The 22,212-nt window shown below is 34.9% G+C and carries 15 protein-coding genes, 1 tRNA gene and 2 pseudogenes; 8 read left to right on the top strand and 10 right to left on the bottom strand.

What is annotated here, in order from left to right:
* Positions 1–138 precede the first annotated feature (138 nt).
* A pseudogene (locus ACFZP3_RS06805) lies at positions 139–989 on the top strand (Rpn family recombination-promoting nuclease/putative transposase).
* A gap of 106 nt (positions 990–1,095) precedes the next feature.
* Here the strand turns inward: ACFZP3_RS06805 and ACFZP3_RS06800 are convergent.
* Complete coding sequence (locus ACFZP3_RS06800; RefSeq protein WP_386086982.1) at positions 1,096–2,451, bottom strand: phosphomannomutase/phosphoglucomutase; 1,356 nt, start codon at positions 2,449–2,451, stop codon at positions 1,096–1,098.
* A 131-nt stretch (positions 2,452–2,582) separates the two neighbouring features.
* On the opposite strand from ACFZP3_RS06800, the gene ACFZP3_RS06795 reads away from it, so the two are divergent.
* Positions 2,583–4,775: a hypothetical protein gene (locus ACFZP3_RS06795; protein ID WP_386086983.1), complete on the top strand. Its 2,193-nt coding sequence runs from the start codon at positions 2,583–2,585 to the stop codon at positions 4,773–4,775.
* 680 nt (positions 4,776–5,455) lie between these two features.
* Here ACFZP3_RS06795 and ACFZP3_RS06790 read toward each other — a convergent pair.
* From ACFZP3_RS06790 to ACFZP3_RS06765, 6 genes are all read right to left on the bottom strand, one after another.
* Positions 5,456–6,751: a cbb3-type cytochrome c oxidase subunit I gene (locus ACFZP3_RS06790; protein WP_309166004.1), complete on the bottom strand. Its 1,296-nt coding sequence runs from the start codon at positions 6,749–6,751 to the stop codon at positions 5,456–5,458.
* A gap of 185 nt (positions 6,752–6,936) precedes the next feature.
* On the bottom strand, positions 6,937–9,387 hold the full coding sequence (gene lon, locus ACFZP3_RS06785; protein ID WP_386086984.1) for an endopeptidase La: 2,451 nt from the start codon (positions 9,385–9,387) through the stop codon (positions 6,937–6,939).
* A 15-nt stretch (positions 9,388–9,402) separates the two neighbouring features.
* Positions 9,403–10,680: an ATP-dependent Clp protease ATP-binding subunit ClpX gene (gene clpX, locus ACFZP3_RS06780; RefSeq protein ID WP_253309481.1), complete on the bottom strand. Its 1,278-nt coding sequence runs from the start codon at positions 10,678–10,680 to the stop codon at positions 9,403–9,405.
* Positions 10,680–11,306 (bottom strand): ATP-dependent Clp endopeptidase proteolytic subunit ClpP, encoded by a 627-nt coding sequence (gene clpP, locus ACFZP3_RS06775; RefSeq protein WP_253309482.1) that lies wholly within the window; start codon positions 11,304–11,306, stop codon positions 10,680–10,682. Before clpP ends, clpX begins: the two co-directional genes overlap by 1 nt.
* A gap of 11 nt (positions 11,307–11,317) precedes the next feature.
* The gene (gene tig / locus ACFZP3_RS06770) at positions 11,318–12,652 is read right to left on the bottom strand and encodes a trigger factor (protein ID WP_264688507.1); all 1,335 of its coding nucleotides are present in this window, start codon (positions 12,650–12,652) and stop codon (positions 11,318–11,320) included.
* 158 nt (positions 12,653–12,810) lie between these two features.
* Positions 12,811–12,892: transfer RNA gene (locus ACFZP3_RS06765), tRNA-Leu, on the bottom strand.
* 140 nt (positions 12,893–13,032) lie between these two features.
* On the opposite strand from ACFZP3_RS06765, the gene ACFZP3_RS06760 reads away from it, so the two are divergent.
* From ACFZP3_RS06760 to ACFZP3_RS06735, 6 genes and pseudogenes are all read left to right on the top strand, one after another.
* Complete coding sequence (locus ACFZP3_RS06760; RefSeq protein ID WP_264731345.1) at positions 13,033–13,623, top strand: BON domain-containing protein; 591 nt, start codon at positions 13,033–13,035, stop codon at positions 13,621–13,623.
* Between the two features lie 60 nt (positions 13,624–13,683).
* A complete protein-coding gene (gene gshB, locus ACFZP3_RS06755; protein ID WP_264688409.1) occupies positions 13,684–14,613 on the top strand; it encodes a glutathione synthase in 930 nt (309 codons plus the stop codon).
* Between the two features lie 104 nt (positions 14,614–14,717).
* Positions 14,718–15,948, top strand: a pseudogene (locus ACFZP3_RS06750) (IS256-like element ISWpi15 family transposase).
* Between the two features lie 256 nt (positions 15,949–16,204).
* Entirely contained in the window at positions 16,205–17,473 is a 1,269-nt protein-coding gene (gene proS / locus ACFZP3_RS06745; RefSeq protein WP_264688213.1) for a proline--tRNA ligase, read from the top strand.
* Positions 17,470–17,841: a holo-[acyl-carrier-protein] synthase gene (locus tag ACFZP3_RS06740; protein ID WP_386086985.1), complete on the top strand. Its 372-nt coding sequence runs from the start codon at positions 17,470–17,472 to the stop codon at positions 17,839–17,841. The genes proS and ACFZP3_RS06740 overlap by 4 nt, the downstream gene beginning before the upstream one ends.
* Before the next feature lie 449 nt (positions 17,842–18,290).
* On the top strand, positions 18,291–19,787 hold the full coding sequence (locus ACFZP3_RS06735) for a proton-conducting transporter membrane subunit (protein ID WP_386086986.1): 1,497 nt from the start codon (positions 18,291–18,293) through the stop codon (positions 19,785–19,787).
* Here the strand turns inward: ACFZP3_RS06735 and ACFZP3_RS06730 are convergent.
* From ACFZP3_RS06730 to ACFZP3_RS06720, 3 genes are all read right to left on the bottom strand, one after another.
* Positions 19,784–20,455: a VirB8/TrbF family protein gene (locus ACFZP3_RS06730; RefSeq protein WP_253309488.1), complete on the bottom strand. Its 672-nt coding sequence runs from the start codon at positions 20,453–20,455 to the stop codon at positions 19,784–19,786. The genes ACFZP3_RS06735 and ACFZP3_RS06730 overlap by 4 nt on opposite strands.
* A gap of 58 nt (positions 20,456–20,513) precedes the next feature.
* Positions 20,514–21,308: a hypothetical protein gene (locus ACFZP3_RS06725; protein WP_253309489.1), complete on the bottom strand. Its 795-nt coding sequence runs from the start codon at positions 21,306–21,308 to the stop codon at positions 20,514–20,516.
* A gap of 73 nt (positions 21,309–21,381) precedes the next feature.
* Positions 21,382–22,203: a DNA polymerase III subunit delta' gene (locus tag ACFZP3_RS06720; protein ID WP_253309490.1), complete on the bottom strand. Its 822-nt coding sequence runs from the start codon at positions 22,201–22,203 to the stop codon at positions 21,382–21,384.
* Between the last annotated feature and the right edge of the window lie 9 nt (positions 22,204–22,212).

Genomic DNA, 22,212 nt, shown 5'->3' with positions numbered 1-22,212 from the left:
TTAGGATAATAAATTTTACAAAATTTTGCAACAACGTTCCTTCTGGCAACATCAGTAAAGTCAACAAAAAAGATGACAAATTATTGAATTATTATCAATAAGAATATATAATATAAAGATACATTTAAAAATTTTTTTATGGCTCTTTCTAAATTTCTCGACCCAAGAATGATGTTGCGTTCCGGCGTATTTTTGGTACTGAAAAAAATAAAGACATCCTCATTCACTTTCTCAATGATATTTTGGGGTTCACTGGCAAAGATGAAATAAAAGAAATAGAATTCCTCAGCACTATTCAAGATGCTGAAATTGCCTCTAAAAAACAAAGTATCGTTGATGTACTCTGCAGGGATGAAAATGGGGTGCAAGTAATAGTCGAAATGCAAGTTGCCAAAACTAAAGGCTTTGAAAAACGCGCTCAATATTACGCTGCTAAAGCTTATTCAAGGCAAGCTGATAAAGGTGATCAATATCATAATCTTAAAGAAATTATCTTTATTGCTATTGCTGATTGTATTCTCTTTCCTAATAAATCTGAGTATAAGTCAGATCATGTAATGTTAGACAAAGATAGCTATGAACATGATTTAAAAGATTTTTATTTTACATTTATTGAGTTACCAAAATTTCCTAAAACTAAAGAAGACCAATTGGAGAGTATAGTTGAAAAATGGATCTATTATTTTAAATATGCAGATGAAACTAGCGAAGAAGAATTGGAAAAGATAATAGGTAGTGATGTAATAATTAAAAAGGCATATGAAGAACTAAATAGATTCAACTGGTCAGAGAAAGAATTTATTGCCTACGAACAGGAAATAAAACGTATTCGTGATGAACGGGCTGTTCTTGAACAAAAACTTGATGATGCTAAAAAGGAAGGAAAAATTGAAGTTGCAAAAACAATGCTGGCTAATAATGTTGATGTCACCACTATTGTTAAGTTTACTGGCCTCTCCATGAGTGAGATCAAAGAATTGCAGAATTAAGTGGACCCGCAAACGGTTACACGAAATAATGCTGCAGCCTGACCAGGTGATAAGTACATTTAGCCTATTTATCTTTATACTTTCATGCCAATTTTATAAATCAAATTTATTTCTGTGAATAGCTACAATTTAAAGACCTTGCTTCATCAATGTAATGGAACAAAACCTTTTTAGTAAGTTCAAAACCTTCTAAAGTCTCTCCTTCGCATCTTGCTGTAATGCAGTTTTGCGTATTTGATACCCTAAGAAGCCACCAACCTTTATTATCGGTTACTTTAACACCATCAAGATCTGAAAATACAATATTTTGCTTCTCCAGTATTTTCTTTATTGATTCAATTATTTGAAATTTTTTCTCATCTTTCACTACAATCTTTACTTCATGAGTGATATATAACCTCGGTAAATCCTCAATTACCTGAGATAGGCTTTGGTTTTTCTTAAGCAAAATGTCAACTGCTTTAACAGCAGAATATAGCCCATCATCAAAACCTAGCTCAGAAAAGAAGAAGTGCCCGCTTAATTCACCAGCAAACTTTGCCTCTTCCTCTACCATCTTCTTCTTAACTAGTGAATGTCCAGTAGCGCAGGTAATAACTTGCCCTCCTAACTTACTAACAAAATCATGCACTTTCATACTCATTTTTACGTTGGCAATAACTTTGCTTTCTGGATATTCCTCCAACACTTCACGTGCAAAAATTATAAATAAATGGTCATTGGAAACAACACTGCCTTTATTATCAATTAAGCGCACCCTATCGCTATCGCCATCTAGCGCAATGCCAAGATCACATCCATATTCCTTCACAATGTCAATTAATTGAGCGAGATTTTTTTCCTCTATGGGATCTGGATCATGCAGTGGAAATGCCCCATCTATAGAGTTATTGGTTACGATGTGTGTATGAACAGGCAAGATCTTTTCAATATACCTTATAATTCCACTTGCTGGACTATTTCCACAATCCCAGGCTATTTTTAATTTCTGTGTAGTATCGTTCTTCACTGCACTTTTTAATATGCGAATGTACTCACTATATATATTTATGTTAATTAAGCTTCCAATCCTTGTACTGTCTTTAATTGGATTGCTTATAATTTCCTTTATCTCTTGATCTGAGAAGACTTTTTTATTACTAAAAAATTTAAAGCCATTGTATTCACTTGGGTTATGAGAAGCGGTTATTACAATACCAAGATCCGCCTGCGTGATTTGTGTTGCAGCGTAGAGCATAGGTGAAGAGCATAGTCCAACGCGTATAACATTTGCACCGGATAAAGTTAAGCCCCTAATTAATTCTCTTTCTATACCTGGTGAATCTATTCTGCTGTCGTAGCCGACACAAACACTAGCTACGGTTTGGCCAAACTTTCTACCTATCTCGTACCCATCATTAATCTGCAAATCTTTGCCTACTATACCTCTAATATCGTATTTTCTTATAATGGTATTGTCCATACTGCACTGCTTAAGGAGTAACTACTATATAACATAATGGACAAGTGCTCAAGTTTATTTACTCAACGATTAGTTGATTTTTTAAAAAAAATCTGTTAATATTATAGTATACTTTTTAAAGATGCAAAATTATGCCACAGGAAAACGAAAATGTATTTATAGCTGAGAATCAAAGTCTAAATGTAGATGAACAGAAGAAAAATGATATTCTAAGTGTCATTGAATCTTGCAACGATCTTCAGGATTTTATTAAAAGACTGGAGGAAGAAAATTTAATCTGGTACTTTATTGGTCCTTTACGCAAAGATGAGGACATTACAGGACAGATAAATTTAAAGTGGGAAAAGGAGTTCCAAAAATTTGAGCAATCAATAAACACAATGCATAAAGAACTTAAGTCGTCTCTGCCTGGTCAAAATTTCTTAGCGTATTCAACAAAAGATAACGACTTCAAAATTAGATTTGAAAATGAAGAAAAACCAATAGAAATTAGCAATATTTTAAGAGCCAGCAGAGAAGGTAAGGTTTATAACATATCTTTAGAGAAAGATAGTCAAATAACTGCGACCAAAAAAGGCAGCGAAAGGCACTATGATTTTACTGGTTCAAGCTCATGTGAAATGACCATTAACTGGCAGGCTAAAGATTCTGAAGGTAACAGCATAGACTGTAGCATGATCGTAAAATTGGATTCTAGTGGTATACAAAGTGTCATTGGTGAGCCAAAGTTTGGTGATTTAAAGTTCACACCAGAGGAAATAAAAGATAAAATATTAAAATTAGTTGAGCAGAATAAAGAAGTTTTTATCAATGGAAAAACTCTGCATCAAGCTTTTACTGACATGTCCAGGAGTGTAGACGATCAGCAAGTACCAGCAGAGGAAATATTTACAAAAGATCCACATATATCACCACAGTCACCTACACCAAGCAGCAGTGGGTATTCCTCTCCTAGCACACCTTCTTCACGTAGAAGTTCTTTCTCTAGTGTTAGTGAATTTAGTGATGAAGATGAAATACTTGAGGATGATATGTCTAGTGATGAAGAAGAGCATGAACAAGAAGGAGCAAAAGGTGAAGTAGACGAAATTGAGGAATTAGAGAAAGAAAAAGAAACATTTGCTAAATATTTTGCAGCGCAGGCAAAGCAGCTTGAGGATCTAAGATTAGAACGTGACTTCTTGAGAGATGAAGTTAATGAACAACGGCAAGTTATATCTGAAAAAAATCAAAGAATAAAGGAACAAGGTACTTTAATTGAGTCGCTTATGAGTAAAGAGCAATTAAAGAATCAAGAGTTAGTTAAGGAATTAAATCAACTGTACAAAGAAAAAGAAGATTTAGAAATGGCAATTCAGCAATCTGGTATAGGTAAAAAGTCTCTTGCAGATGAGATAGAAGAAGTGGAGAAAAATGAGAAAATAGAGAGTTTGAGAAAAGAAATTAAGCAGAAGGATGAAAAGATACAGCAGATAGTAAGAGAGAGCCAGAAATTAGAAGGAAAGCTTCAAGATTTAAGGGCAAAGTATTCGGAAGTAAAAAACGAAGATAGTGAGTATATTGAAAATTTAACCCGTAAACTAAAACAAGCTGAGATTGAATTTATCGATAATAAAGATAAGCTGACTGAGCAAATAGAAAAATTGGCAGAAGAAAAGGAAAATTTATTTAGACAATTAAGAGCAAAAAGTACAGATTCAACATCGTTCAGAAAGCAACAATCAGAAATAGATAAGCTTAAACAACAGCTTAAGGAAAAGGAAGGGATGTTAACGTGTACACAGGAAGAGCTGGCATCTGTCAAAGAGAGTCTAGAGCAACTGCAGAACATATTACAGCAGGAAAAAGGTCAGGCAACTCAAACTGAAGTTGAATATGAAAGTAGAGGAACAAGCATGCAGCAGCAAGACCAAGGTACACAAGCTGTAAACAACAACTCAAGCAGAATAGCTAGTGGGTTAAGACAAGAAAACAAAAAATTGACTAGAGACAAACTAACTATATCTGAACAATTAAAACAAAAAATAAGAGAGATTGACGAGTTAAAGAAAAATTTAAAGCAATTACAAGAAGAAAATAAACAACTAAAACAAGAAGTTACTAAAAATGCAGGAGTTGATACACCATCTTCAACAGGTCAAAAAGAAGCTAAAGAAGCAGAAGTTATACCGCAAAACATTATGGATTGGCCTGTTCCAATTCCAGACGATAAACCGGAAGAGCAGAAAACTCCATTAGAGCCAATCAAGGTAAATACAGAATTATCAGATCCAAAATCAATCCCCGCTGAGGATCCAGAAAAATCTCCTCCTCTTTCAAAATGATGAGTTTTGCTTCTATTGTTAACTATAGCTAAGACGTCATACCGCCACGGCGCTAACGAGTAGCGGAATGACGAGGTTATCGTCATTCCGCCGCGAACCGTCACACTGCCGCGGTATCTCACATAGATCCCGCTAACAAGCAGCGGGATGACAGCAATCCTACGTCATACCGCGATTCATTCGCGGTATCTCATCCGCTAACACGTAGCAGGATGACGATTGTCAAGGTGTCATCCGAGTAGCTTGACTACTTGGATCCAGAAAACTTAACTTTAAATAAGTGGCTGCATAATAAAGACTAGATTCCAGCTTCACGCGCTGGAATGACACCATTTTCGGTCTCTTAAATTGCTTTAGCTACAAACATTAAGAAATTTACCAAGCGGAAAAAAAGGCAAAAGAAGCCCCGTGGTGCGAGTTTTGACTCTATATTACTGTAAGTGGCGCTGTAATAATGTGCTAACGCTTAAAATAAGCGCGATTTGGCTGAATGTAGAAAAAATTTAAAAGACATGCAGCCGCTATAATTTTATGTAATCCGCCAATAAATACCTGAGTTTTTTACTGAATTTTGTCATTGAGCCTGCAGGTCAAAAACAAGTTTTGAGTCATAAATACCCTTATTGTCATAATAAGGGGGCTGGCGGAGTTTGTCAAGTAAGTTTTTTCGTTTCTATGGGTTAGTTGGTACGCGCTTTGCGTTTTAACAGATGTAAAAGCACAATTATTACGAACAACATTCCACCAATAACTGATATAGCTCCACCCGCAATAAAACAAGCACGTGCCAACATTGATGAAATACTTGGCAGATCTGCAACTTTTCTTAAGGCACCATATCCACCAAGCCATACAAGTCCAGTAATATGGAGAAAATGCCCCACACTGTAAGCATAAATCTGTAATCTTACCATGGAACTTTTTACCTCTTTAAAGTTTAATTTAGGTAACAGCCAATAAATGAAATTCATAAAAGCTATAGTGATCCCAACTACAGAACCATGATAATGAGCGGGAATGGTGACATTTCCTTCAATAGTCAGCACTCCAAGCACATCTCCATAAATGAACAATAAAAATGAATGTAATAAATAGTTGCTTTTATCATTAGTAAAAGTCCTGATGTTGCAGCACACTAATATTATCAAAAAGCACGGCAAAACTGCTCCAGCAATTCTCATATGCCAAGTAAAAAACTGTATTAACTTGGCGCTATCAATTGGATAAACAAAATATATAAACGATGCACCCATAGCCAAAATTGTGTTTATAAATAGTGGTAAAATAGTAATTTTATTGCTTGAAGCTAAACTAGCATCGCTTAACATTATTAAATAGACTAAAAACATTCCTTGAGTAAAAGCAAACTGCAATAAATGTCCGCCTCCCCAAAAGAGATATTCGTAAAACAAATTCTTATCTGAGTGATATAGACCTGGAGGCATATTTTGATATGCTAAAACAAAGCAAAGAAATGACGAAACAAGTGTAATAACCAGCCCAACTTGCCCCACAGAGAGAAATGAAACCTCTTTTTTTGATGTGTATGCTAGCATTGCATTTACTAATATACTGGTGGTAAACAAACCAAGACCAAATAAGAATAATTTGTTTTGTAACACGGGAATATAGTTACTTTTGATAACTTCAGTGTTTGGAACGAATGCAGATACAAACATCAGCAGCATCGAAAGGGTTGATAGAACCCATGAAAAGTTAAACCAACTATTGGTATTTTGTAGGTTTATGATAAAGAGCAGAGATATTATAGAGCACATCCACACCAAAATTGACAAATTCACGTGTATCACCAGCGCATTATCAAAGATATATTGTGCAGAAGGAACGAGAGAGGAGATAAAAGGCAATCGTAAAAAAATAACAATTATTGACAGTAACCCAGAGCAAGCAAGAGCACATACTGCTAAGAATATCCACTGTTTGCAAAGTGTAGCGTTATTTTGTATGTTGAGCACGGTCATTTTCTCTTTTTATTTTTGATTGATAAAGTATTATAATATAAAGCGCTATAAATTTTTCAAATTAATTGGCATTTATGAATAATATCACAGCAAAGCAGGTCATATCCTTATGGAATGCGCAAGTTGGTGGGTTTTTGCCGGACAAAAGAGAAATGGAGATTGTATAATATCTTCTTAATCTAATGCTTCAATGTTTCCGACATAGGAAAAGTATCATCTTTATTTTCTATAGAGGAAGGCACACTATTTTGATTATCACTATCAATTGGAGTAGTAGGGTGCATTAAAGCAACTTTCATAACTTTATCAATATTCTTAGCAAAAACTACGTTGATCCCCTCTTTGATGCTTGCCGGAATCTCTTGCATATCTTTCTCATTTTCACTTGGTATAATCACAGTTTTGATTGATCCTCTGAGCGCTGCAAGCAATTTTTCTCTTAAGCCCCCAATAGCTAAAACTCTACCACGCAATGTCACTTCGCCTGTCATAGCAACATTTTTGTTAACTGGTATATTCGTCATAAGAGAAACAATAGACGTACATACCGCGCCGCCAGCAGAAGGGCCATCTTTTGGTACCGCACCCTCAGGTACATGTAAATGTATATCATTATTTTGGAATTTTTCGGGCTTTATACCAAAAAACAAACAATTTGATCGAATATAACTATACGCAGCTTTTATAGATTCTTGCATAACCTCTCCAAGCTTTCCTGTGTATTTTATTTCTCCCTTGCCCGGAATTAGGACTGATTCTATCATCAAAATATCACCACCTGTTTCAGTATAGGCAAGCCCAGTTACTACTCCCACTAAACTCTCATTTTCTGCAATACCAAAGGTATATTTACGTACCCCTAAATAATCTTGTAAATTGTCAACCCCTACGGATATTTTCTTATTTTTATCAGTCAATATTTCTTTAACTGCCTTTCTCATGAGCTTTGCAAGCTCCCTTTCCATACTCCGCACACCACTTTCACGTGTATATAAACGTATCAACTTGTATAACGCCTCATTAGTTATGTCCCATTCCTTCTGATACAAACCATGCTCCTTCTTTAACTTCGGAATAAGGTGGTGTGTAGCAATACTGATTTTTTCATCTTCAGTATACCCGGACAATTGTATAATTTCCATCCTATCACGCAAAGGATGTGGCAAATTTAAGCTGTTTGCCGTAGCTACAAACATTACACTTGAAAGATCAAACTCAACTTCCAAGTAATGATCCGTAAAGTGTTTATTGTGCTCAGTATCTAAAACCTCAAGTAATGCAGATGCAGGATCGCCACGCGAATCAGAACCCATCTTATCTATTTCATCAAGCAGAAAAAGCGGGTTGCATGAATTAGCTTTTTTCATATGTTGAATAATTTTACCAGGCATTGAGCCAATATAAGTTTTCCTATGCCCTCGTATCTCGGACTCATCACGCACACCACCAAGAGCTATGCGAACAAAATCTCTTCCTACTGCTCCTGCCATAGACTTAGCTAAAGAAGTTTTACCAACACCTGGCGGTCCAACCAAGCAAAGTATAGGACCTTTTATCTCTTTTACTCTTTTTAATACTGCTAAAAATTCTATTATCCTATCTTTTACTTTCTCTATGCCATAATGATTTTCATCTAAGATTTTCTTAGCTGCATTTAAGTTAATTTTTGCATCTTTGTACTTTCCCCACGGCAAATCAAGTAACCAATGCAAGTAACTAGATATAACTGTAGCTTCAGGAGAAATGGGATTCATTTTCTTGTATCTCTTCAAATCAGTTATAGCTTTCTCTCTTGCTTCCTGAGAAAGCTTTGTTTCATTTATCTTTTTTTCAAATTCATTGAGTATATTCCCTTCATCACCATTCTCAAATTCGTCTAATTCTTTCTGTATAGCTTTCAATTGCTCGTTAAGGTAGTAAACTTTCTGAGCGCTTTCAACTTGCGATTTAATTGTCTTATATAAACGGTTTTGTGCGTTCAAAATACTTATTTCTCCCTCAATAAAAGCAAAAGCTTTTTTTAAACGCTCTTTTGGGTCATAAGCCTCAAGTATGCTTTGTTTATCCGATACTTTTATATTTAAATGTGAAGCTACCGTGTCTACAAGTTGATCAACTTCTTTGATTTGATCAATGGGGTTAATGGCAACTTCAGGCTGATTTTTCTTGTTTAGCTTACACCAGCTATCGAACGCGTCTATAACAGATCGCCTTAAAGCTTCTAAATCAATATTGTCTTCATCTTCTTTATAATGATTGTCTAACTCTACCCTGGCTTGTAATAAAGTATGAGAGCTAATATATTCTACAACTCTTCCCCTTCTTATCCCCCGGATTATAACTTTTACTGCATTGTCAGGCAATTTTATTAATGGTTGTATAATGTTTGCTAACACACCTACTTCATAAAGATCTTCAGGCTCTGGATTATCAACAGAGCCACATTTCTGTGCTACAAGAAAAATCTCATTTTGGTAACTACTACTACTTGTTGCATATTCTAGTGCATTAACAGATTTTTCTCTGCCTATGAATAAAGGCACCATTATATTTGGAAAAATTACTACATCTCTTAAAGGTAATACTGGCAATGCAGTAAAACTAGAGCTCACAGCACGTTCAATGTTCATAATATATGCCTCAAATTAATCATTAACCGTTATAACATTGCCATTATTATTATGATTAACCGTTGCTTTTCCTAATTCTACCATTTTCTTAGTGATTACTATAGTGCTACCTTCAAAATCTCCGTTTCCAGCTGTATACATAACGTCAAGCAAAAGTGACTCCAAGATAGCACGTAACATTCTTGCACCTGTTTTATAGCTTATAGCCTTTTTAGCAATAGCTGATATTGCTTCATCTGAAAACTCAAGGTTTACTTTGCTAAACGCAAGCAATGCTTTGTACTGTTTTATTAGTGCATTCCTTGGCTCTGTCAACACATGTATTAAATCTTCATGATCCAACTCATCTAAAACAGCAGTTATTGGAACCCGCCCTACAAATTCGGGTATTAAACCGAATTTGATTAAATCTTCAGGTTGAACATCATGTAAAGCATTCTTTTTCTTTTGCTCTTTAGACTGACTTATATCTGCTCCAAAGCCAACTGACGTTCCCTTTTTTCTCGCTTCAATAATCTTATCGAGGCCTTCAAAAGCTCCTCCACAAATAAATAGTATGTTACTAGTATCCACTTGTATAAACTCTTGTTGTGGGTGTTTTCGCCCTCCTTGTGGCGGAACATAAGCAACTGTACCCTCCATAATCTTAAGCAGAGCTTGCTGGACCCCTTCACCTGAAACGTCACGGGTTATTGAAGTGCTTTCAGATTTTCTTGTAATCTTGTCTATTTCATCTATAAACACTATACCACGCTGTGCTTTTGCAACGTCATAATTTGCAGCTTGTAATAAACGCGACAACACGCTTTCTACATCATCACCCACATAACCTGCCTCAGTTAAAGTTGTCGCATCAGCCATGGCAAATGGCACATCTGAAACTTTAGCAAGTGTTTTGGCTAGCAAAGTCTTACCAGAACCAGTGGGACCAATAAGCATTATATTTGACTTCTCGATTTCAATATCACTTATAGCATGAAATTGTACCATGGATTGACAATGGTTATACATAGCTACAGATAAAACGTGTTGCGCGTGTTCTTGACCTACAACATGCTTGCTGAGAAAATTTTTTATATCCTCAGGTTTCTTTAGTAATAGCTTCATATCAGATATACGATCTGAATTAAAAGATCTATCTTTCTTTTGACTTATTGCTTTATGGGATAATTCTATGCACTCATTACAAATAAACACCTTTAAACCATCCGAGGAGTTAGTAATCAATTTATCTACTTCATCTTGCGCCTTGTTGCAAAAAGAACAGTAGTGTAAATCATTATTGTTATCCATTAACCCACCTTTTGTTTAACTTTAATATTTTCAATTTCAATATCTGTACGCTCAGCTATCACCCTGTCAATTAAGCCAATTTTCCTTGCTTCTTCAGGATCCATGAATTTATCTCTTTCCATCATTCCTTCAATTTTCTTCAGTGAATTTCCAGTATGTTTTTCATAAATTTGATTTAGTTTTTTCTTAACTCGCAAAATTTCATTAGCATGTATTTCTATATCAGTTGCTTGACCATGATAACCACCAGATGGCTGATGTATCATAATTCTTGAATGAGGTAGAGAGTAGCGCTTACCTTTTGTACCAGATGCAAGCAATAAGGAACCCATAGACGCAGCTTGACCTATACATAAAGTTGAAACGTCTGGGTTTATATACTGCATTGTATCGTAGATCGACAAACCAGCAGTTACAATACCACCTGGTGAGTTGATGTACATACAAATGTCTTTATCGGGATTTTCCGATTCTAAAAATAAAAGCTGTGCTACTATTACACTGGCCATGTTGTCCTCAATAGGACCTGTTACGAAAATTATTCTTTCTTTCACTAGTCTTGAATATATGTCATAAGCGCGCTCACCGCGACTAGTTTGTTCAACTACAATTGGTATAAGAGTCATACCTTTTCCTATTAAATATTACCAAACAATTCCTTTAATTCTTTCACAGAAATAATCTGCTCTTCTTTACTAACTTTTTCTATTATATAATCTGTCACTTTATACTCAAGCGCTTGCCCTCTAACTAATTCTTGAAATTGTTTATTTGATTCAAAATGCTTAAGTACTCTGTCAAACGGTACATCCTTACTGACATATTGATTTACAATAACATTCAAAACATCATTTTGAGTTAATGATATTTTATTTTCTGCACTAAATTTCATAAATAACATAGCAAGCTTTACACGTTTTTCAGCTTCTTTACAAGAATCATTTTGAGCACCCAGTTCTCCTTCCATTCTTTGTTGCTCCTGTTTTACTATGTCTGTGGGTAAATCAAAACTATAATTAGCATCCAAATAATCAAATAGCTCCTTTTTAATTAAGAGATTTCTCATTTCGGTGCACTGATCACCAATCATTTTTTTTGCATGACTTATTAGCAAAGAATAATCTTTAAAACCAATACTCCTAGCTATTTCATCATCATTTTCAAAATCTTTGGCAATTTGAATCTCATTAACTCGCACAGAAAAATCAGCTTCCTGTCCTGCAAGTGAAATGGCTTGGTAATTTTCAGGAAATTGCAACTTAAAGTCCTTTGTTTCTCCCTTTTTCATACCAGTTAATTGATCTTCAAAACCATTAATAAATGTGCCAGACCCTAAATTAACGGCAAAATTTTTGCTACTTCCACCCTGAAAGAGCTTATTCCTAATCCGCCCTTCAAAATCAATTATCAATTTATCCCCATCTTTCGCTTGATAAGAAGCATCATCAACAGAGGCGAAATTGGGGAACTTTGTTTTAATAGAATCAATAAATTCTTTTATATCTTCCTCTTCAATCTTTGCTTCAATTTTCTTTAAGTTTATTTTGTCAAGATCTATCATCGGTACTTCAGGCATCGACTCAAAAGATAGCTTGTATACAAAATTGCCCTCCTCATTTTCTTTGCCCAGATCTGGTAATGATATAACATCAACCTTAGGATAAATGTGAGACTTGACTTCAATTTTTTTCATCAAATCACTTGAGCAATAATCAATTGTATTATTTATCACATATTCCAAAGCTTCGTTTTTATAATTTGCAACAACAAGGTCATAGGGCATCTTTCCAGCCCTAAACCCAGGTGATTTTGCATTTTCTGCTATCTCTTGCAACCTGGAATTTACCTTTTGTTTTATATAATCACTACCAACTGTGATTTCATACTCATACTTTAGTTTATCTATACTAAGCTCTTTGTAGGTATATACGCTACTTACTTCGACTGTATTTTGAGGTATATTATTAGACATCATAATTCATTTATTAACATTTTAATTCATATCTTAATAGAGTCATTTTACCAGAATTTAAGTTAAACACAATCCTTAAGAACAGGTTTTTATACAAACAAAAGTGTATTCAGTGATTATAAATTTTCCCTTAAAACCTAAGTTACATGACTTTAAAGTGCGGATAGAGGGACTTGAACCCCCACAAGCAAGCTCACCAGGACCTAAACCTGGCACGTCTACCAATTCCGCCATATCCGCAAGAAATTTTCAGTACCCTATTATAGGTATTCCATTAAAAATATTCAAGGTTTAAAGTCTTACTTAATTTATAGTATTTACACAATCAAAAAAGCTTATTAACATTTCTTAATGAAAGCTCTAAATCCTGAAAATCAATAATGAGATTAATAACAAGCTTCTTACTTGCAATTTTTTTGATTACACAAAGTGGTTGCACAACCCTTATAATAGGTGGTGTGGTGGCTACAGCGACAGCAATAACAATGCAGGACAAATCCTTGGGAAATATCATTGATGATACGACTATGGTCATCAGAATTAATAAGGGGCTCTTAAAACATGGGCTATTTTCATCCATAAAAGTTAAAGTAAGTGAAGGAAGAGTATTGCTCATTGGAAGTGTTGACACTCCTGAAAAACAACTTACAGCAGAAAAAATAGCTTGGCAGCAAAAAGAAATTAAAGAAGTGATAAATGAAATAAGAGTAATACCAATTCAAATGGCTTCCATGCTAGACACTACTGTAGATGGCATGATAACAGCGGAAATAAGAACAAGACTTCTGGGGAAAAGAAATATTAAATCAATTAATTATAGCGTTAATACGGTTGATAGAGTTGTTTATTTGATGGGTATAGCCCAAAATAAAGCGGAATTAAAAGCTGTAATATCAATTGCAAGAAAAGTAAAGGGAGTAAAACAAGTTGTAAGTTATGTACGATATAAGTACAGTAAATTACGCCATTAGGCAAAAATCGCCTTCAAATTATAACATTTGTACAGTTGTGACAATAGGTAGAGAACATAAATGAAAGTTGCCTTTCAGATGGATGAAAATATAAATTTTGAAACTGACACTACATTCGTGCTAATAAAGGAAGCACAAAGGAGGAAGCACGAAGTTTTTGTCTATGCTCCTAACAATTTAGCACTAAAGCTAAACCATCCAATTGCTCTTGCTCAGAAAGTCAGCGTTGATGATTTTAGTTTTATCTCTAAAGAGGATGTAGCAATCAACTTGAATGAAATGGACATCATATTTATCAGACAGGATCCACCCTTTGATATGCGCTACATTACAACAACCTATATCTTAGAAAAAACCAGCGCATTGGTAATTAACAATCCAACAGAAATAAGAAATTGTCCTGAAAAATTGATAACTTCATTATTTCCAGAGCTAATTCCGCCGACTTTGATCACTGAAAATATATCGATGATTAGAGATTTCTACCACAACTATCAAGATATTATTCTGAAGCCGTTGTATAGTTATGGAGGAAACGATGTAATAAGAATACGAGATGAAAACAGCATTCAAGTGGTAGTGGATCTCATGATAGCAAAATATGAATGTCCTGTAATTGCGCAATCATTTTGTAAAAACATAGATAAAGATAAAAGAATATTGCTACTTTATGGTCAACCAATTGGAGTAATGAAACGAGTTCCAAAAATCAGTGGAGAGATCAGAACAAACATGCGACTTGGAGCAAGTTTTGAGCCCGCTCAAATGAACGATAGAGACAATGAAATATGTAACAAAATTGGTCCTGAATTAAAGAAAAGGGGGCTAATATTTGTTGGTATTGATATTATAGATGACTTCCTGCTCGAAATTAACACAACTTCACCCACGGGAGTGGTTTATATCAATAAATTATATAATATATCGCTAGAAAAAGACCTTTGGGATGTGTTTGAAGAAAAAGCAAGCAGCCATCAACTAAACCTGTGAACAATTACCTTAACAAACTCAGTAGTCCCATTGGGAGTGTTAAATAAACTGTGTCAAACCGAAAAAAAAGTAATAAATTGATATAAAAAAATGGAGGTTTGACAATGAGTCAGAAAGTAGTAAACAGAACTACCGGTTTGGTAGATTATAAAGAATTAGAAACAAATATCCTGTCGTCTATACGAGAAGGAAGACCGTTGACAGGAAGAGATGGAGCATTAACACCGTTTATAAAAAAGTTGCTGGAGGTAAGCCTGGAAGGTGAAATAGAAAACCACTTGTCGGCTGAAAGCGAAGAGAATAATCGAAGAAATGGGAGGAATGCAAAGACTTTACGTACAAGCGCAGGGTCATTTGAGCTTTTGACGCCAAGAGATAGGGAAGGAAGTTTCGAACCACAAATAGTCAAAAAAAGGCAAACAAACTTACATCCAGAGCTTGAAACGAAGATTTTGAGCACATTTGCCAGTGGTATGGGCTATAGAGATATAGTGTCACATGTTGAGGAAATTTATGATCACAAAATATCGGTGGCAGAGATATCAAGTATTACTGACAAATTGCTACCAGTAATCAACGAATGGCGTAGTCGCCCGCTGCAGTCTGTATATCCGATAGTTTTCATGGTTTTTTAAAGTCAAAGAGGACGGGCATTGCGTAAGTAAATGCATGTATAACATATTAGGCATAGATCAAAATGGCAAAAAAGAAGTATTAGGTTTTTATTTGGCTGAAAGTGAAGGAGCTAACTTCTGGTTGGGAGTGCTAAATGACCTCAAAGAAAGAGGAGTAGAAGATATCCTTATTGCCTGCGTTGATGGGCTGAAAAGCTTTCCTGCAGCTATAAACAGTGTCTTTCCTAATGCGGAAGTGCAGATGTGTATAGTGCATCAGATACGCAACTCACTGAAGTATGTGGCCAGTAAAGATGCGAAGAGTTTTTTGAGCGATTTAAAGAAGGTATATCAAGCTTCAAGCAAGGAAATTGCCGAGAATTATCTGTTGGAATTGGATGAAAAATGGGGCACAAAGTACCCTATGGTTATAAAATCTTGGCAGAATAATTGGGAAAACTTGTCTGGTTATTTTAAGTATTCTGGTCCAGTTAGGAGGATAATCTACACCACCAATCCCATAGAGGGGCTACATAGGCAAATTAGGAAATTCACTAAGACCAAAGGCTCATTTACCAGCATAAATGCCTTGTATAAGCAGGTATATTGTGCTATAAAGAAGGCAGAGGAAAAGTGGACGATGCCTGTACATGATTGGGCATTAACTATCTCTCAACTTGGTGTTTTCTTTCCTGGCAGATTGAAAATTGAGTTGAACTAAAAATGCGGTTTGACACAGTTTATTTAACACTCCCGTCTAAGGTGTCTGGGCACTGGGATGACATCATAGGGGCGCTGGGATGACACCCTGACAATCGTCATCCCGCTACTTGTTAGCGGGATGAAAATGTTGTACCAAGACCACGGTAGCTATAAAATTATCAAGGGAAGTACCACACACTTCCCTTCTTTTTTAAAATAAGTTTACCTACAGGTCTGATTGTATTAAGATTACTTAATACAATCAGGTCTATTATATGCGTTTATCCAAATATTACCTACCAACTCTAAAGGAAAAGCCTACCCATGCTAAAATTATCTCCCATCAATATTCTTTACGTGCAGGTTTAATAAAGCAGATAGCATCTGGCATCTATACGTGGTTGCCGCTTGGTCTGCGCGTGCTTAAGAATATTGAAGATATTATCAGAGATGAAATGGATAAATCTGGTGCAATTGAAGCATTAATGCCTTGTGTGCAACCAGCAAATCTTTGGCGAGAATCGGGACGTTACGATGATTACGGTAAGGAAATGCTACGTATAAGGGATAGGCATGAGGAAGATATGCTTTTCGGTCCAACGCATGAGGAGGTAGCAACTGATCTAATTAGAGATGTGGTAAAAAGTTACAAAGATTTGCCACTTTGTTTGTATCATATCCAGTGGAAATTCCGTGATGAGGTAAGACCACGTTATGGTGTTATGAGGGGTAGGGAATTTCTGATGAAGGATGCATACAGTTTTGATGTAGATTACGAAGGTGCACTGAATTCATATAATTTGATGTACAAAACTTACATAAAAATCTTCAAACGCATGGGACTTACTCCAATTGGAGTGAGAGCGGACACTGGGCCAATTGGAGGAAATTTGAGCCACGAGTTTCATATATTGGCAAACACTGGTGAGAGCACTTTATATTATGACAATAAATTTTCTGAACTACTGGAAAGTGAAGATGTTGAAAGTTTGAAGAATATATATGCAGTTGCAGATGATATGCACGACCCTAAAACTTGCCTTGTGCCGCAAGAGCAGTTAAATGTTAGTAAAGGTATTGAAATAGGGCATATTTTTTATTTTGGCGACAAATACTCAAAGCCTATGAAGGCAAGTGTTACTTCTCAAGATGGAAAAAATGTCAACATGCATATGGGTTCGTATGGCATTGGGGTTTCAAGGCTTGTCGGTGCAATAATAGAAGCTTTTCATGATGATAAGGGAATTATCTGGCCAGAAGCGGTAGCTCCTTTCAGAATTGGTTTAATCAATTTACAAACGAAAGTAACGGAGGCTGCAGATAAAATATACAAAGCTTTGAAAAGTGATGAAGTGCTTTACGATGATACGGAAAGAAGTATAGGAGTAAAATTTTCTAGAATGGATCTGATAGGCTTGCCGTGGCAAATAATTGTTGGAAAAAAGGCAATAGATGAAAATATAGTTGAAGTAAAAAATAGAGCAACTGGAGAGGTAAAAGAAATGCAGATTGAGGAAGCAATAAATCGCTTTAGCACAAAATGATATGCGGTATCGGCACTGACATAGTATATATACCAAGAGTATTGAGAATATTACAAAAATACGGGGAAAAATTTCTCAATAGAATCTACACTGAAAAAGAAATAGAGCTAAGTAGAAAGTATAATAGTCAAGAAATGCGAGCAAGGTATTTTGCCAAACGCTTTGCAGCAAAAGAAGCTTTTGTTAAAGCACGAGGTACTGGATTTAGCCAGGGCATTATAATGAAAGATATAGAAATATACAGCGATGTAAGAGGAAAACCATATATTGCTGTCAGAAAGGATTTCATCTCAAAGGACTACAAGATTCATCTTTCTCTGAGTGAAGATGGAGATTACGCTACTGCATTTGTTATAATTTGCGTCTAGCAGATATTGTTTCAATTTATGCAGTTGACTTTATGCTATCTATATAGCTAAACTGACTTAGGTTTACCGACAATTTGAAAAACCGTCATTCCGCTACTAGTTAGCGCCGCGGCGGTATGACGGTTCGCGGTGGCATGACGATAAGCTTGTCATACCGCTACGTGTTAGCGGATGAGATGCCGCGAATGAATCACGGTATGACGTAACGACAAGTTCGTCATACCGCTACGTGTTAGCGGGATCTATGCTAAGAGATACCGTGAATAAATCACGGTATGACGGTTCGCAGCGGTATGATGATAACCTCATATCCCGCTACGTGTTAGCGGGATCTAGAGATACCGCGGCGGTATAGCTATAGCATACACAAACAACTAGTTTGCCAAAAAAACATGGCGGTTTTTCTATGATTTGAGTATAATTCTAGCTTTACCTAAACAGAAAATTTAATGGACTATATCTTAATGTATCTTTCCTTACCATTTTCAATTACTGAGAATTACTTATTAATTACTGCGTTGATTCCGCTTTTAAGTGCTTTTGTTATCTTTTTTACTGGTAAATGGCCCGGAGTGAACAATAGTATTACTGTCATTTCTTCTGTACTTCTGTTTACGTATACGTGTCTTTGCACTTTATATTGGGTATATGGTGATCATTCTCAATTTATTCTCATGGATTTTGGTAATAATTTGCACATTAGTTTAAAGCTAGAGTCTACCGGAGTAATATTCAGTTTATTAATATCGTTTTTATGGATACTAACCAGTATATATGCAATATGTTATATGCAGAATAACTATGCTGATGGCAATCACTCAAGTTTTCTATGCTTTTTTTCAATATCGATTAGCTGTGCAATGTTTATTGCTTTTTCTGGAGATTTGCTCACTACATTTGTTTTTTATGAGCTTCTAACTATTAGTACATACCCTCTGGTTACTTACAACTCAACAAATGAATCAATGATTGCAGGGCGCTATTACTTTGGCGTGCTATTTTTCTCTTCTTTAGTATTATTTTTTCCTGCAATAGGCCTTTTATATAATGAATTTCATACTTTAGACTTTGTAAGTGGTGGAATATTCAAATTTGATACTTCACTCATCACTTTCATTGCAGTGTGTTTTGCTATGCTGATTTATGGAATAGGAAAAGCTGCATTAATGCCAATGCATTTTTGGTTACCAAAAGCAATGGTTGCACCAACTCCTGTGAGTGCACTATTACATGCTGTTGCTGTTGTGAAATCCGGAGTTTTCATCATCATAAAAGTTATATTATACACTTTCGGCGTCGATAACATACAACGTTTTGTGCAGCAAAATTGGTTTGCTGGAGGGTGGCTTCCGTACGCTGCTGGATTTACTATTATTACTGCATCATTGATTGCATTAAAGCAAAAAGAATTAAAGAAATTGCTTGCTTACTCTACCATCTCTCAATTGTCGTATATTATATTATTTGCTTCAATTTTTAGTGAGCTCAGCATGAGGGTTGCAATTTTTCAATTAGTTTGCCACGCATTTGCAAAAATCACTTTGTTTTTCATTGCCGGAGCAATAATAACGAAAACAGGTGAGAAATATATAGATAAGATTCACGGTATAGGACGCAGTATGCCAATTAACATGACAGCATTTGCTATAGGTGCATTGTCTATGATAGGGGTGCCGCCTGCTCCGACTTTTTGGGGTAAATTTCTCATTTTTCAAGCTGTTTTCAACTCTGGCAATGTAATACTTTCTGTGTTTGTAACTCTAGTGTTAATTGTTAGTACTATACTTAACGCTCTGTACTTTTTACCGATAATTTACAATGCCTTTTTCTTAAAACCTTCTCAGAATTACTTTATTAAAAAAACGCCAATTCTTCTAGTTTTACCTCCAGTTATTACTGCTACATGCACTTTAGTTATTTTTTTTAGCTACCAAATAATATTTTAAAATCTGTATTTATAACCATTAACAATAAATTTAAATGGTATTATACCAGCCAGAGTTGCTTTTATACTCGACAAAGTGAAGCTAATCTCCACAGTATGATCTTTCACCTCCTTATTTTGCTCGGTTGTAAAAACTACAGTAGCATTTCCAGCAAATGTAACTAAGTCCTTGGTCGATCGATCAATAGATAATGTTATTACATTTATGTTGGCAGTTTTTCTTTTGGATGAAGGTGAACTAACAGCTTCATTGTTCGTTTTTTCCTGAAAGCCTTGATAGATTTTATGTATAGAATTGTTTCTTATAAAATTTTCTTGGTACTTCGGTTCAACGATCTTAATGGACTCGTATATTTCAATGTATTTACTTATTAAGTACCTCGCTGTGGAAGTGTATTCATCTTCCTTTTTACTGAAACTAAGCTTATGCATTGCAGAGAACTCATCTTCTGTGTGGTTCATGTACTTCACAAAATTTAAATCTTTTTTAACAGGAAATAACAGGTATATGTTTAATATTAATAAACATAAGCATACTAGGAGAAGCGATACTATTAATGCCATCCAAGATCTTTCTGCTACACAAAACAGATACCTATGGCAGTACCATTCGACTGCTTTACTGAAATAACTTTTGTTTTTTACTGATTCAAGCAATTTATCTTCCATAACACAATGCTACCAAACCCAATTATAATAACAATAAGATTAGATACTCTAAAAAACTTTAAAATATGTCTAAATTTTCCAAAATAGGATGAATGATTATATCACCTTGTTCCGCAATAAGGTAGAATTTATCGATTTTGCTCACATCTACATTGATCATTTTTACACTGAAATTTTCAGGATTGTAAATATTACTTTCAGCACTTTTGTGATAATTATAATAATGTAATTTATTTTGATCATCAAAATAACCAAATTCATCAGCGAGGGTTCCCACTTTGCTACCTTTACCACTTTTGACTAGCTCAAATAGATCAATTGCATGGTTTTGAGATCCAGGCTCAATAGGCCCTTCTGCAGCAAAAAACTTAGGTGCATGACCAACGTATTCCTTAAATTTTAGATTATGAGTCTTTTTTACACTACCAAAATCCACAAACTTATATTCATCTGAAACGCCAGAATATTGTGGATCATACTTTTTATATTCAAAGAACTCATTACCTAAAAAATTACAAAACGTTAATTTATAATCATCATGATCGGATTTAACGACTTTAAGGTAATGAAAATCTCTAGGAATCTTTACTTCCTCTTCCGTGATATGATTACGTACAACAAGCTCACCATTTAGCATATGATAGCCAATTTTTGGCAAAGTAGCTATATTGATTGCCTTGTTTAGCTTAAAATTTGCTTCATAAATGCCGCTTAACAACTCCTTTCCTTTTTCTAAGGTGACGTCCTGGTCTAAAGCTATATTCTTGATTGAACTTAATTCTTTCTGCATGTTTAGTATGGCTTTCGTCAAAACTTCTATTGATTGCCATACAGTTAATTTATTATCAGTCAAATTATATACTTCGAGTATTAAATTAACAGAATTTTATCATGAATTTATGTTAAAAGTATTATACTTTGTAAACTTATGTCATGATATTAACTACATTAGCTAAAACATGCTTTTTATCTAAGTGAAGTTGCTTAGCAACAACGAAAAGTTCATCTATTTTTTTCCACTGACCTAGTAAAATTTCAACACCATTTACCTCTCTCTTTATGCTTTCTAAAATGAAGGCCTGAATTATATATGATGCTAGTTCTAGTTCGATTTCGCTATTAATTACTTTATTAATCATATTGGGATTCTTTAAATCATGAAGAAATTTATAAAAGCATTTGTATGCTTCATAAGCATCACTACTTATTGCATTTATTATCATTCCTGGCATTCCAGGAAATAAAGTAATCATTTCGTCAAACGTTTGATCATCAAATTTACATTGAGATGAAGCAACTTGCTTTGTTTCGTCATAAGTTAATGGAAGTAAATTTAGCTGAAAGCACCTACACTGGATAGTAGTTTGTATATCATATGGCTTATGGCTAATTATAAATATCTTAGAATTTTTTGGCGGCTCTTCTAATATTTTCAATATTGCGTTTTTAGCGTTATTAGTCATTGCCTCTAAGCTATCTATTATAGCTATTTTGTGTTCTGATTGAATGGGACTTAAGTGTAGAAAGTTTTTCATTTCTCTGACTTTTTCTATTCCGATAGTATCACCTTCAACAATGTGTAAGTCCAATGCTACTTCATTATAGCTTTTTATGAGTAACCAATTGGAGAAGGATTTTGCAAGTGTTGCTTTTCCTATACCTTTTTTACCACAGATCAGCCAAGACTGAACAGATAAGTTGTTCATTAATTTTTTTTTGGCCTGGTTGTGACCTATTACTTTTTTCATTCTTTCTCC

Source organism: Wolbachia endosymbiont (group A) of Norellia spinipes, assembly GCF_964273535.1.
The sequence above is the reverse complement of the archived record's forward strand: the minus strand, read 5'-3'. Positions and strand labels throughout refer to the sequence as shown.

What these genes read in the sequence shown, in the direction of transcription:
- gshB (WP_264688409.1), top strand. Translation starts at nt 13,684, where the DNA reads ATGAAAGTTGCCTTTCAGATGGATGAAAATATAAATTTTGAAACTGAC.
- ACFZP3_RS06730 (WP_253309488.1), bottom strand. Translation starts at nt 20,455, where the DNA reads ATGGAAGATAAATTGCTTGAATCAGTAAAAAACAAAAGTTATTTCAGT.
- ACFZP3_RS06760 (WP_264731345.1), top strand. Translation starts at nt 13,033, where the DNA reads ATGAGATTAATAACAAGCTTCTTACTTGCAATTTTTTTGATTACACAA.
- proS (WP_264688213.1), top strand. Translation starts at nt 16,205, where the DNA reads ATGCGTTTATCCAAATATTACCTACCAACTCTAAAGGAAAAGCCTACC.
- tig (WP_264688507.1), bottom strand. Translation starts at nt 12,652, where the DNA reads ATGTCTAATAATATACCTCAAAATACAGTCGAAGTAAGTAGCGTATAT.
- ACFZP3_RS06720 (WP_253309490.1), bottom strand. Translation starts at nt 22,203, where the DNA reads ATGAAAAAAGTAATAGGTCACAACCAGGCCAAAAAAAAATTAATGAAC.
- lon (WP_386086984.1), bottom strand. Translation starts at nt 9,387, where the DNA reads ATGAACATTGAACGTGCTGTGAGCTCTAGTTTTACTGCATTGCCAGTA.
- ACFZP3_RS06800 (WP_386086982.1), bottom strand. Translation starts at nt 2,451, where the DNA reads ATGGACAATACCATTATAAGAAAATACGATATTAGAGGTATAGTAGGC.
- ACFZP3_RS06740 (WP_386086985.1), top strand. Translation starts at nt 17,470, where the DNA reads ATGATATGCGGTATCGGCACTGACATAGTATATATACCAAGAGTATTG.
- ACFZP3_RS06795 (WP_386086983.1), top strand. Translation starts at nt 2,583, where the DNA reads ATGCCACAGGAAAACGAAAATGTATTTATAGCTGAGAATCAAAGTCTA.
- ACFZP3_RS06735 (WP_386086986.1), top strand. Translation starts at nt 18,291, where the DNA reads ATGGACTATATCTTAATGTATCTTTCCTTACCATTTTCAATTACTGAG.
- clpX (WP_253309481.1), bottom strand. Translation starts at nt 10,680, where the DNA reads ATGGATAACAATAATGATTTACACTACTGTTCTTTTTGCAACAAGGCG.
- clpP (WP_253309482.1), bottom strand. Translation starts at nt 11,306, where the DNA reads ATGACTCTTATACCAATTGTAGTTGAACAAACTAGTCGCGGTGAGCGC.